Origin of the sequence: Bifidobacterium sp. ESL0764 (assembly GCF_029395515.1) — a bacterium.
Classification (GTDB): Bacteria; Actinomycetota; Actinomycetes; order Actinomycetales; family Bifidobacteriaceae; genus Bifidobacterium.
The window spans coordinates 726195-739540 of the sequence record NZ_CP113919.1; the positions used below are offsets into that span (position 1 = coordinate 726195).

The 13346-nt window shown below is 60.6% G+C and carries 9 protein-coding genes; all 9 read left to right on the forward strand.

What is annotated here, in order from left to right:
• Position 1: 1 nt before the first annotated feature.
• The 9 genes from OZX71_RS02570 (at position 2) to OZX71_RS02610 (ending at position 13257) form a co-directional block, all read left to right on the forward strand.
• The gene (locus OZX71_RS02570; protein ID WP_277145526.1) at positions 2-1801 is read left to right on the forward strand and encodes a penicillin-binding protein 2; all 1800 of its coding nucleotides are present in this window, start codon (positions 2-4) and stop codon (positions 1799-1801) included.
• Positions 1802-1892: 91 nt separating this feature from the next.
• Entirely contained in the window at positions 1893-2780 is an 888-nt protein-coding gene (locus OZX71_RS02575; protein WP_277160400.1) for a UDP-N-acetylmuramyl peptide synthase, read from the forward strand.
• A 142-nt stretch (positions 2781-2922) separates the two neighbouring features.
• Positions 2923-4509 carry a UDP-N-acetylmuramoyl-tripeptide--D-alanyl-D-alanine ligase gene (gene murF / locus OZX71_RS02580; protein WP_277160637.1) on the forward strand — a complete coding sequence of 529 codons (1587 nt, stop codon included), beginning with the start codon at positions 2923-2925 and terminating at the stop codon, positions 4507-4509.
• The gene (mraY, locus tag OZX71_RS02585) at positions 4506-5609 is read left to right on the forward strand and encodes a phospho-N-acetylmuramoyl-pentapeptide-transferase (RefSeq protein WP_277145524.1); all 1104 of its coding nucleotides are present in this window, start codon (positions 4506-4508) and stop codon (positions 5607-5609) included. The genes murF and mraY overlap by 4 nt, the downstream gene beginning before the upstream one ends.
• A gap of 143 nt (positions 5610-5752) precedes the next feature.
• Positions 5753-7165, forward strand: a complete 1413-nt coding sequence (gene murD / locus OZX71_RS02590) for a UDP-N-acetylmuramoyl-L-alanine--D-glutamate ligase (protein WP_277147405.1) — start codon at positions 5753-5755, stop codon at positions 7163-7165.
• Positions 7158-8537, forward strand: coding sequence for a putative peptidoglycan glycosyltransferase FtsW (locus OZX71_RS02595; RefSeq protein ID WP_277145523.1), 1380 nt, complete (start codon positions 7158-7160; stop codon positions 8535-8537). The genes murD and OZX71_RS02595 overlap by 8 nt, the downstream gene beginning before the upstream one ends.
• 55 nt (positions 8538-8592) lie before the next feature.
• Complete coding sequence (locus tag OZX71_RS02600; protein ID WP_277145522.1) at positions 8593-9762, forward strand: UDP-N-acetylglucosamine--N-acetylmuramyl-(pentapeptide) pyrophosphoryl-undecaprenol N-acetylglucosamine transferase; 1170 nt, start codon at positions 8593-8595, stop codon at positions 9760-9762.
• Between the two features lie 382 nt (positions 9763-10144).
• On the forward strand, positions 10145-11866 hold the full coding sequence (locus OZX71_RS02605; protein WP_277160401.1) for a Mur ligase domain-containing protein: 1722 nt from the start codon (positions 10145-10147) through the stop codon (positions 11864-11866).
• Positions 11866-13257 carry an FtsQ-type POTRA domain-containing protein gene (locus tag OZX71_RS02610; protein ID WP_277160402.1) on the forward strand — a complete coding sequence of 464 codons (1392 nt, stop codon included), beginning with the start codon at positions 11866-11868 and terminating at the stop codon, positions 13255-13257. The genes OZX71_RS02605 and OZX71_RS02610 overlap by 1 nt, the downstream gene beginning before the upstream one ends.
• The last annotated feature ends 89 nt before the right edge of the window (positions 13258-13346 follow it).

Sequence of the window (13346 nt, forward strand, 5' to 3'; positions counted from 1 at the left end):
TATGCGAACACATGCCAATAAAACCAAAGGCAAGCAATTCGTGCGGCGTTGCACCGTGATCGCTACGGTGCTTTCGCTCATATTCATTGTGTGCTTCGGCCAGTTGGCCAATCTTCAGTTGCTCAACGGCCGTGAGATGGCCGAGGCCGCCACGGCGGGACGTACATTGAAAGTGCCCGTCCACGGGATGCGCGGCAAAATACTTGATGCCAACGGGGCCGTTCTGGCGCAAAGCGTGGAGCGCTACACCATCATCGGAGATCCGAAGGCCGCACAGGAATACGACCCGATCTGCAGCACGCAGATCACCGACAACTGCACGATGCCCAAAAAACAGGGCGGCAAGACGATCGGAGTGGTCGGGGCTGCGCGTGTGGCACGGATGGTCGCGCCGGTACTGGGCATGGATGCCATGGAGCTGGGAGGCAAACTCGCCGGTTCCGGCCGTTATGTGGTATTGAAAAAGGACGTGGAACCCGCCGCCAAGCGCAAGCTCGACAAGCTCGGCCTCGGCGGCATCGTCTACGGCGAGCTTTCGCAGAACCGCGTCTATTCCGACGGTGCGCTGATGGGCGCTTTCCTCGGTGGAGTCGACGACAAGGTAAAGGGCGTCTCGGGCATGGAACGCGTCGAGGATGCGGCGCTTGCTGGCAGTGACGGGTTCAAGATCTACCAGCAGGGCAACAACGGCGTTGAAATCCCCGGTACCCTGACCGATTCCAAATCCGCCAGCAACGGCAGCGACGTGAAGCTGAGCCTCGATTCCGATGTCGACTGGTTCCTCAAGAAAGTGCTGACTGACGGCAAGAACCAGTACAAGGCCGAATGGGCCATCGCCTGCGTCGAGGACGTGCGCACCCACCAGATCATCGCCCTTGACGATTCCGATGACATCCAGGCCGGCAGCGACCAGGCCAAGCTCAGTGTTTCCCGCGCGGTTTCGGAGACCTTCGAGCCCGGTTCGATCGGCAAGACCTTCTCGATGGCGGGATTGATGCAGCACGGCATCCACCAGATGACCGATCATTTCCAGGTGCCCGACCGGCTTGACAAAAACGGCCAGATCTTCACCGATGTCTCCCCGCACCCCCTGAGCAATTGGACCTTGGCGGGCATCCTCCAGCAATCCTCGAACGTCGGCATGGTGATGTCGTCCAACGATTACAAGGACCAGGACCGTTACGACATGCTCACCAAATTCGGCATCGGCCAGCCTTCGGGGCTGAACCTGCCGGGGGAGTCTCGCGGAACCCTGACCAACCCCAACGCATGGGACAAGCGCACCCGCGACACCATACTGTTCGGACAGGGCTATGCCACCAATGTCATCCAGCTGACCAACGCCATCGCCGCCATCGCCGACGGGGGCATCTACCGCAAGCCTTCCGTCGTCGATTCCACGATCGACGCCGACGGGCATGTCACCAAACAGCCGATGGACGAAGGCACGCGCATCATGGACGCCAATGTGGACGCGCAGCTGATGAACGCGATGGAGTCCTCGGGCGAGGAATACGAGAAGACGACCGGGGTGACCGGCTACCGGGTTGCCGGCAAGTCGGGAACCGCGCAGGTGGCCGGCCCCAGCGGCGCCCTCGACAGCATCATCAGCGATTTCACCGGCATCCTTCCCGCCGACAACCCGCGCTTCGTGCTCACCGTGGTGATGCGCAACCCGCAAGGCGTATACGGTGGCCTCACCGCCGGAGCGCTCTTCAAGCAGATCGGTGAATTCCTTATGCAGAAGTACGAGGTCCCGACTTCCCAGCCCCGTAACAATGCTATTCCTGTGTCGTGGTGAGAATGGCAGCGAGCGCTGACAATCGTTTTAAACCGAGTTGGGCGGCGGAGGTTGTCGGCTATCCGAAGTTTCCTATGGGAAGGGTCGAAGCATGAGCGTGGTAAGCGAGTCGATTTCGCGGCGTGTGACCTTGGGCTATATCGCCAATCATTATGGTTTTCAACTCGAACCGAAGTTTTGCGATGGGGTCACGGTCACCTCGATTGCCGATAGTCTCGATTCGGTTCGACCCGGGGCCCTTTTCGTGCTGAAAAACGTTGATGCCCCATCGTCGCTTTCCTTGGCTGCGGCACGTGGCGCGTACGCGCTCATGGTGCCGGCCTCGCTTGCCACGGCGGCGCAATCCGCAGGGGTTCCGGCCTTGCTTGCCGATCCCGACCCCGAAACCCTGGGAGCTTTGGCTTCCGACATCGCCGGAACTCCGGCCAATACCATGGCGGTATTCGTGGTGTGCGGCGACGACGACCAGGAGATTCAGGCCGATGTGGTGCGTCTGGCGGCTTTCCTGCACATGCTCGGCAATCCTGTGGGCATCATCAGCGCCTCCGGTTCCAGCTCCTTGGAGCGTGAACTGGTAATGGATTACCCTTTGGCAATCCTCGACGTTCAGCATACGCTGGCCGTCTGTTCGGAAGACGGGGCGGCGGCGATGGTGATCTCCGCCGACAGCGAGACGTTGCGTCCTCAAGCCCTGCAAGGCGTCAATGTCGATGTGCTTGGGTCCATCGAACCATTGAATAAAGCCCAATCGGACGATATGCTCGAATCTGCCCGAAGCCGTTATGGCTTCAGCATCGACGAGCGCAAACGGCTGGTCACCTGCTCCGAGGAATCCGGTTGGCTGGTCGGGCAAACCGTGGTGACGGGCGGCTTGCAAGGTCAACGCAGGCTTTCCCTGGCCATTGCCATGGCGCTGGATGCGGGGGTGCGGCGCAGCAACATCCGCAATGCCCTTCGTGTCTCGAAGGAAATGCAATGATGGCTTTGCAGGCCGGGTTGCAGGTGGACTATGGTGTATGGGCCGATCGCGGAATACATTGCGGAAACATTGAAGAATACAACACAAAAGGTGGCTTGCGTTGAGTGCTAAGATGACGGGGACTTCGGAGAGCCGGTCCGGGATGATGCCGATGACGATCGAGGAGGTTGCACAAGCGGTCAGCGGTCGCATCGTCGCACCATCCGGTTACGTCGTACCCGATGGGGCTGTGGCCACTTCGACGTATAGCGATTCGAGGCAGATCAAGTCAGGATCGATTTTTGTCGCGATCGCCGGTGAGCGTGTGGACGGGCATGATTTCGTGGCCGGCCTCGGCGCGAGGGGCGCGGTGGCCGCGTTGGTCGAGCGTGTTGTGAACGGTGTCGACGATATTACGCAGATCGTGGTCGACGACACTGTCGCGGCTTTGGGGCGTTTGGCGCACCATAATATCGTGCGTCGTCGTGAACTTGATTCGCCGTTCAGCGTCATCGGCATCACCGGGTCGGTCGGCAAGACGACTACGAAGGATCTGCTTGACTCCCTGCTTTCCACCATTGGCGAGACGGTGGCTCCGGTCGGTTCCTTCAACAATGACATCGGCCTGCCCTTGACGGCGTTGAAGGTCGGGGAACACACCCGCTTTTTCATCGCCGAAATGGGGGCCAACCATGTCGGCGAAATCGCCAATCTGACCCGTATCGTGCCTCCGGACGTGGCCGTCGTCCTGAAAGTGGGCGTCGCCCATCTGGGGGAATTCGGTTCCGTCGAACGCATCGCCCAGGCCAAAAGCGAGATCGTACAGGGCCTGCTCCCGGACGGTATCGCCGTCCTGAACGCCGACGACCGGCGTGTGGCGGACATGACAAAATTCGCGCCGGGCAAGGTGCTCTGGTTCGGATTGAACGGTGAGGCCAAACCTGAAGCCAGGCGGATGAGCGCCGCCGACATCACCGTCGACGCATTGGATCGTCCGAGCTTCACTTTGATGACGCCCGAGGGTTCCAGCGCACCGGTGCATCTTGGTATCGGCGGGGCGCACAACGTCATCAACGCGCTTGCCGCTGCCACTCTCGCCCGTCATTTCGGCATGCCGTTGGCGGATATCGCCTCGGGTCTCGGCGGTGTGAAGCATATCAGCCCGCATCGCATGGCCGTTTCCACCGTCGGTCTCGGCGATGCCGCGTTCACGCTCATCGATGATTCGTTCAATGCCAATCCCGATTCCATGAGGGCGGGGCTTGACGGGCTTGCACGCTGGGATGCCTCGGCGGCGTCTGCGGGCCAGATGGCGGGAAACGCAGACGGAGAAGGCACGGAACCCTATCGCATCGCCGTGCTGGGGGCCATGCTTGAGCTCGGAAGCGATGAGCTCGAATTGCATCGGCAGATCGGCGCCTACGCCGCCGGCCTCAATATCGACGAGATCATCGCCGTGGGCAACGAGACCGACCGGCATTTCGACCGATTGGCCGAGGCGTTGGCCCGGGGCGCCGAACAGGAGAACGAGGGCGCGGGCACGGCTGAAAGGCACGGGCGTACCCCCGTCGTGGTGCAATGGGTACATAGTTCAGTTCAGGCCGAACGATTGGTCGCCGAGGCTGCCCGCCGGCACGGCAATACTGTTGTGCTGCTCAAAGGCTCGCATGTTTCGGGGCTTTCCGCCTTGGCCGAGCGTTGGGCGCATATGCAACAGCAGGAACGTACAGAAGTGGAGCCGAAACATTGATTTCCCTCATCATCGGCATCGTGGTCTCGCTCGTGGTCACGATGGTCGGCACGCCGGTCATGATCAGAGTGGTGCACCGGCTGCACTACGGCCAGTACATCCGTCAGGACGGTCCTCAATCGCATCTGTTGAAACGCGGCACGGCCACGATGGGCGGTGTGGTGATCATCTTCGCCGTCCTGCTCGGTTGGGGCGCTTCGGCTCTCTACCGTGGGCTTAGCGGCGGCCAGGCTGTTTCGTGGTCGGCCGTTCTGGTGCTGTTCGCGATGGTTTCGATGGGTGGCTTGGGATTCATCGATGATTTCGCCAAAGTGCGCAAAAAACAGAACACAGGGTTGAGCGTCGGCGGAAAATTCTTCGGCCAGTTCGTCTTCGCGACCATTTACGCGGTACTTGCGCTTCTGCTTCCCACCAAGTCCGGATTCCCCTCCGCGCAGGCGGGGATGAGCTTCATCGAGCATCCGTTCTTCAGCTTCGAGTTCGCTGGTAAGATCGTCGCCGTCGTCATCTTTGTGATCTGGGTCAATTTCCTGATGATCGCATGGACCAACGCCGTCAACCTGACCGACGGGCTGGACGGGCTGGCCACCGGTTCGTCGATGATCTCCCTGGCCGGCTACACCATCATCGCCTTCTGGGAGAGCTATCATGTCAAGGGCGGTCCGAAACCGGGTTATTCCTATGCGGTTTCCGATCCGCTGGACCTGACGATCATCGCGGCCTGCGCCGCCGTGGCATGCTTCGGATTCCTCTGGTACAACTCGAACCCCGCCACCATCTTCATGGGCGACACTGGTTCGCTGGCATTGGGCGGGCTTTTCGCCGCGCTTTCCATCGCCACGCACACGGAATTCCTCGCCGTGATCATCGGCGGCCTCTACGTCATCGAGGCGATGAGCGACGTCATTCAGGTCGGCTGCTTCAAGCTGACGCACAGGCGAGTCTTCAAAATGGCACCGATCCACCATCATTTCGAGCTGATGGGCTGGAGCGAGCAGAAGGTCGTCGTGCGCTTCTGGATGATCGAATTCATGTTCGTGCTGATCGGTCTCATGGTTTTCTATGCCGATTGGGCGTCGCGCACCGGATTGCTGCTCTAGAGGCGATACACGGATACAGCGTTGGCGGACAAGCTTGAAGGAAGGAAATTGAGATGCAGGCAACTGAGGATTCCGGGTTCTCGTCGGTACATCGTGGTGGTGCGGCAAACGGGTCATCGCAGCTCGATGTGAACGGCAAAACCGTGTTGGTGGCCGGTCTCGGGGTTTCCGGTCGAGGGGCGGTAGAGGCGTTGCAGGGCCGTGCGGGTCGTGTGGTGAGCGTGGATGAGAAGAAGCCCGAAGCCGATCTGCATTCCTTCGACGAAATCGATTGGAATGATGTCGATATCGTGGTCGCCTCCCCGGTTTTTGCTCCGCGTACGCCGTTCATTCTTGAGGCCCAGAGCCGTCATATTCCGGTGATCAGCGAGGTGGAACTGGCGTGGGGCCTGCGGGTCCCGGCCGAGCATTCCCAGACGCATACGCCCGCCCCATGGATCGGCATCACCGGCACCAACGGCAAGACCTCCACCACGCAGATGGTCTCCGCGATGCTCACCGGCTGCGGCTTGGACGCCCCGGCCGTGGGCAATATCGGCAAGTCCGTCAGCCTGGCTGCGAGCGACCCGAAACATGATGCCCTGTGCGTGGAACTGTCGAGCTTCCAGATGCATTTCACCGATTCTTTGGCACTGGACTGCGCGGCCATCACCAATATCGCCGCCGATCATCTCGACTGGCATGGCGGCATGGCCAATTACGCGGCCGACAAGTCGAAGGTCTTCCACGCTGCCCAACGTGTCGTGGTCTTCAACGCCGACGACGAACGTGTCACGGCCTTGGCCGAGGCTGCCCAGACCGGGCCGGAATGCCGGAAGATCGGTTTCACCCAACATGGCCCGAAACCCGGCCAGATCGGCGTTGTCGACGGTTGGATCGTCGATGCCAGCGGCCTGGCCGGAGCGCCTGAGGGCGATATGAACGCGCTGGCCAAGGTAACTGAATTCTCCCACCTGTGTGAACCTGACGGCACCGTATACCCGCATCTGCTCGCCGACGCCATCACCGCTCTCGCTCTGGCGATGGGCCTGGGCGCCGACCCGGGCCATTGCCTCGACGCCCTGCGTGCCTTCGCTCCCGGTGGACACCGCATCCAGACCGTCGCCACCGCACATGTGAAGGACGGCGGAACGGTGCGTTTCGTCGACGATTCGAAAGCCACGAACGCCCACGCAGCCCATGCCTCGCTTTCCAGCTACAAGCCCAAATCCGTGGTCTGGATCGCCGGGGGATTGGCAAAAGGCGGCCATTTCGAAGACCTCGTAGCCGATCAGGCCAAGACGATCAAAGCCGCGGTCATCATCGGCGTCGACCAGAAGCCGATGCTTGACGCGTTCGCCGCCAGCGCGCCGGATATCCCGTTGACACTTATCGATCCCAACGAACAGGCTAGCGTCATGGCCCGTGCGGTCGAGGCTGCGGGAGCCTACGCACAAAGCGGTGATGTGGTGCTGATGGCACCGGCCTGCGCCTCGATGGACCAGTTCGTCTCCTACGCCGACCGTGGTTCGCAATTCGCCGATGCCGCCCATGACTGGATGCAAAAGCATGGCTAGACGCGTATACGAAACCGAAGAACGCAAGTCGGGCAAGACGGCAAGAAAAAGGGCTCGCACCGGCCGCAATGCCGTGTCGGGGATCGGGCGGCGCGAAACCGAGGGCAAGCGGCATTCTCCGTCGCTGGCCGATTTGTTATTTCGCTTGGACAAAGGCAGAAGTGCTGCCGATGAGCCCGAGCAAGCGGATACGTCTGACGTGCTTGCCGTTGACGACTATAGCGGCATCCATGCGCTGATGAACCCGTTGTGGTGCTACTACGGTTTTCGCATCGCCGTCATCGCTCTGACCTGCTTCGGCGTCGTCATGGTTTTTTCCGCCTCTTCGGTGACGATGATTGCCAGAGGGGCTTCGCCATGGAAACAGGCGATGATGCAGGGAGCCTACTGCCTGTTCGGCTTCGCCGTCTGCGCCTTGGCGATGCGGCCGCATGCGAGCAGTTATCGGAAATGTTCGTTCGCGTTTGTGGTTTTCTCGATTTTCCTCCAGCTGTTGACGGTGACGCCGCTCGGTGTCGAGGTCAATGGCAACAAAGGGTGGATCGGCATCCCCAACAAGTTCACCATGCAGCCGGCGGAGGTCATGAAACTCGCGCTGTGCGTGTGGATGCCATGGGCGGTGGCTTCGGCCGTAAAACACCACAGGTTTGAAGGGGTAAAAGCCTATCTGCCCATGATATTCATCTTTCTGGCCTGCCTTGGTGCGGTGATGCTCGGAGGCGATCTCGGCACGGCGATGATTCTGGTGATCATCGGGGTCACGGCGATGCTGGTCGGCGGGTTCCCGACGAAATGGCTGATCGGAGCCGGCCTCGTCCTGGTGGTTCTGGTCGTGCTGTTCGTGGTGACCAGTCCGAACCGTATGCTCCGTATCACATCCGCTTACCGGCCGTGCCCGGCTTCGGCGTTGCAGGGGGAGTGCTACCAATCGGTGCATGCCAAATACGCCATGGCCTCCGGAGGCTTTTTCGGGGTCGGTATCGGCAATTCCCGCGAGAAGTGGAATTACCTGCCTGAAGCGCACAACGACTTCATCTTCGCCATTATCGGCGAGGAAACCGGGTTCGTCGGTGCCGCGGCCGTGGTCATTCTTTTCGCCATCCTCGGTTGGTGCATGTTCGTCATCGCCTTGCAGACCCCGGACAAGTACGCCTCGCGGGTGCTGATCTGCATCGCCATCTGGATCGTGGGCCAGGCGCTGGTCAACATCATGGTCGTCATCGGTCTGCTGCCGGTGATGGGCGTTCCCCTGCCGTTTGTCTCTGCAGGTGGGTCGAGCCTGGTGATGTGTCTGTTCGCCGCAGGCGTGGCCACCAGTATGATGAGGATGCAACCTCAGATTCAAGCCGGCATCGCCGCGTCGCGCGTGTGACCGGTTCGGAGGATATCGGCGAAACACCATGGATACAAGCCAAGGAAAAGGGAAGATGAAGCATATAGTATTGGCCGGAGGCGGCACGGCGGGGCATGTCAACCCGCTATTGAGCGTGGCGTCCGCCATCAAACGCGACGACCCGCAGGCCGCCATCAGCGTTATCGGCACCGACGTCGGCCTTGAGCGTGACCTGGTGCCACAGGCAGGCTTCGAGCTCGACACCATCGCCAAGGTTCCATTCCCGCGCCGTCTCGATATGCAGGCGCTGCGTTTCCCCGGACGTTGGAGGAGGGAACAGAAGAAGGTCCGTTCCATCCTCGAGGCGCGCAAGGCCGATGTGGTGGTCGGTTTCGGCGGTTACGTTTCGGCCCCCGTCTACTCGGTCGCGCATTCCATGGGCTTGCCCATCGTGATCCACGAACAGAATGCCAGTGCCGGCATGGCCAACAAACTGGGTGCCCGCTGGGCGGATTTCATCGGTACTGCTTACGAAAACGCCGGTCTGAAAGCGCATGGAAACACCGAGATTCGTCGTGTCGGGCTTCCGTTGCGTCCGGTGATGGCGGAATTGTGCCAAAAGCTGGGCGATGACAGGCAACGCACGCGAAAGCTCGCCGCCGCGCAACTCGGCATCGACCCGACCCGTCCGCTGGTGGTAGTTACCGGTGGATCGCTGGGCGCGGTAAGCCTTAATGAGGCCGTCAGCGGTGCTGCGGCGGATTTGTTGAAGGTCACCCAGGTCATCCACCTTACCGGGCGCAACAAAAGCGCTGAGGTGGGTCAGCGTGTGAAAGCGACTGTAGGGGAGCAGGCGCTCACCGACCTGGACCCGGCCCATGCTGGGCGTGGCGACTACCATATGGCGCAATATCTGGAACGAATCGACCTGGCATTTGCCGCGGCCGATCTGGTGATCTGCCGTGCAGGCGCCGGAACGACGAGTGAACTGGCCGCCATCGGCATGCCCGCGGTCTACGTGCCGCTGCCGATCGGCAACGGCGAACAGCGCTTCAATGCACAGCCGGTGGTCGACGCCGGCGGTGGGTTGATGGTCGCCGATGGTGATTTCACGTCTTCCTGGGTGCGCGAGCACGTGCCGTCCCTGATCGCCGAACGTGAACGGCTGCAGTCCATGGGCCGCAAGGCGTACGATTACGGCATCCGCGACGCCGCCGAAACCATGGCCGGCATCGTCCTCGACTACGCAGGCCGCAACCGTTAATCATCCAATCCTCAGCCGATTACACCCGAAGTCTCGCCGAAAGTGCGGTTAAACGGCATCTTGGCAGCTTTTGAATGCGGTTTTCCAGCATGAATATGATTAGCTGCTGGTAATCGGCATCTGGATCGCTGTGATGTGCTGTTTTCCTGCATGAATGCTGTTTGCTGCTGGCAGACGGCATTTCGGTGATTGTTATGTGCCGTTTTCTAGCACGAAGGCGAGTTGATGCGTGTACTGTCGGCGTGTTTTTGCCGCAATGACACGGCAATTGCAAGCAGTCTGCGTGGGTTTGCCGCTCGGATGCCGACCAAGGCATGTGACCGGTGTATAACGGCATTAGTGATGTTTTTCTTTGTCAAACGTAGTGTCCAAGGAGCGTATCGTGCACTCAACTATCGGCTCTGAACCCATCCTGCTTGACCCGACGCGGGCAGCGTTCGGCTCGTCCGACACGTTGGCGACGCTGGGGCCCACCCATTTCATCGGCGTCGGCGGGGCCGGGATGAGCGTGCTCGCCGAGATGCTCAATGAAGAAGGCGTCGAGGTCTCCGGCTCCGACCGGCAAGCCAATGCCAAAACCGATCGGCTGACAGCTCTTGGCATCAAGGTCTATATTGGCCAACGCGCCGAAAACGTGAAGGGTGCGCATACCGTCGTCTATTCCAGCGCCATCAAGCCCGATAACCCGGAAATCGTAGCCGCGGCCCTTGCCGGGGCGCATATTGTGCATCGTAGCGACATCCTCGCGTTGCTCATGGCCAGCAAATGCGCGGTGAGCGTCGCCGGGGCGCACGGCAAGACGACCACCAGCTCCTTGATTTCCCATATCCTCGTCAATGCAGGTGCCGAGGCCGATAGTGATGCCAATGCACAGGCCGGTGCGCAGGCCGTCACATTGGCCGACCCGAGCTATGCCATCGGCGGTTCCATCCAAGGTCCTGACGGTGTCGCCATCGACGGCGGACATGCCGGCGGCGGTGACGTTCTGGTGGCCGAGGCCGACGAATCCGACGGCAGCTTCGAGAAATACCGGCCGCAGTTCGCGCTGATCACCAACGCCGAAGCCGACCACCTCGACCATTATGGCGACGCCGAGCACTACCAGCGCGCATTCGTCGAATATGCCCGCCACGCCAAGGGATACGTCGTCATGTCCATCGACGACGAAGGCGCGCAGGCCATCGTGCGTGCTCTGCCGGCCGAGGTGGCGGCCAGGACGATTTGCTATACGACCAGGACCGTCAACGATATCGACGAGATCATTGACGTACAGGACATTGATAGCTTTGATGGTGCTCGCCACGCCGGATCGGGCGCGAAGGCTGAGGATTTGGCTGACAACACGGTCCAAGCTGCTGTTGCGGTCTCAAGTGCCCTCGCCCGTCCACAACTCGTTCATATCCTTTCCGAGCAGGAAAGCGCAGGAGCGGGCACGGAACGTTTCACCATTGAGCTGCCCGCCGGTTTCGCCGGGGTCGAGCAGGAACGTCGTGTACCCGTCGCCCTGCGTATTCCCGGCATCCACAACGCCCGCAACGCCACCGCGGCCATCATCGTCGCCACGCTGCTGGGCATGGACCCGGCGCTCGCGGCTCGCACTGCCGCAACGTTCAGAGGGGCCTCTCGACGTTTCGAGGTCAACGGCGTCGTTGACGGAGTGACGGTCGTCGACGACTACGCCCACCATCCCACGGAAATCGCCGCGCTGCTCGATGCCGCGCGCCGGCGCTACCCGGATTGTGCCATCCGTGTGCTTTTCCAGCCGCATCTGTTCAGCCGTACCAAGTTCTTTGTCGAACGGTTCGCCGCCGCGCTGGCCAAGGCCGACGATGTCGTCGTAGCGCCGATCTTCCCGGCACGCGAACGTCAGGAGGATTTCCCTGGCATCACCTCGCAGGTCATTGTCGATGCCGCTGCCGGTTTGCGCCATGACCCCCCGCAAAGGTGGATTCTCGCTTCGCAAGATCTGCAAGGCGGTGCCGAAACGTTGGTGCGTCACTCGAATCCCGGCGATGTCCTGATTACCGTCGGGGCCGGGGACGTCACTGCGATGGATGCTGCCATGCTGGAAATGCTCAAGGCACGTGCGCAGGAGTCGCACTGATGGTCGGCCGTCGTGTAGCCAGCGGGCGTGGAAGCGAGGGCGGTTCGCGCAGTCGTGGGAGAAGGGCTTTTTCTTCTTCCGCCGACGGGTCGCCGGCTTCCGGCGATGAGGGAGCGGTCAATGATTTCGGCGTGCGCACCGGAAGACGCAGAAAAACCGAACATTCGGATTTTCGCTTTGGCGACAATGCGCAAGGCAATCCTCGCCCGTCACGTAAGAGTACGAAGGAGGATTCGTCGCGTCAGGCTCGTTCAGTGGTATCCGGCACATCAGTCGGCGATAGTGGAACCGTTGATGCGCACCGCAGAAAACGTAGGGTCGCTGTCTCGAAAACGGTGTCAGACCGGAACGAATCCGCCGAAGTCTCTGACAAGCCAACGTCCACCGGCAAAAAGTCGGTCGGTTTTTTCCGTCGTCGCCTATCTGCCAGGCCGAAATATGGAATCGATGAGCCACTGACGGATGCCGATGAGGCTTCGCAATCCGTCCGCTCGCCGCGTTCGGCATCCTCGGCCAGTGCCGTCACCAAAAGCACACCCGGTGGTTTCATCGATGCCAGAGCGCTGAAAAACGAGGATTTGGTAGGGCAGACATTGAACCAGACGACCGGGGCGTTGGGAGTCGCGGCTCGTCCCAAGGTCATCGATTTCAACGCCCGGGTGAAGGAACGTCGGCGTGTCCACGCGTTCAAGACAGCGACCAAGGTCTTGGTCTCCCTTGCGATTGTGGCTCTTTTGGCGGCTCTTTGCTGGTTGCTCTTCTTTTCGCCGGTCTTTCTGCTCGATGCTCGTCAGATTTCGGTGTCCGGCGAAAATCAATGGGTCGGCAAGGCCAAAGTCGTTTCCATCGCCGACAAGCAGGCCGGCAAGTCCTTGTTGTTGGTCTCATCCGGCGATGTCGAAGATGAGCTCAAAGATATTCCGGGCGTTTCTATGGCAAAGGTCGAGAAACAATATCCGCAAGCGATGAAGGTGACTATCGTCGCGCAGGAGCCTGCAGCGATGCTGAAGACGCCTGATGGCAGTGAGACCGCCGTCGACGGTTACAGCCGGGTGCTCAACAAGGTCGGCAAGGCGTCGACCAAGGGCATTCCGGTCATCGAAGTGAACGATGTAAGAGCCGGTCTTCGCAACCGTTCCGTTCAGCAGGCCTTGAAAGTGCTGGATCTTCTTGACGGCAATATGCGCGGGTCGATTACCAAGGTGACGGCCAAAACGCAGGATTCCGTCACCACCGAGCTCAACGGCGGCGACCGCGTCATCATTTGGGGCGATGCCTCTGATATGAAACTCAAAAAAGCCGTGGTCGACAAGATCATCAACGATCCGACCAAGATCGGCGACAAGCATCAGGTCGACGTCTCCGCCCCGCTTCGTCCGATCATCAAATAGGCTGCCGAATTCGATGCAGGCTAGATGGGGAAGTGCGGCTGACATCCTGTGATTGCCGAATTGCGTATGCTGAGAAAATCACATTTTCC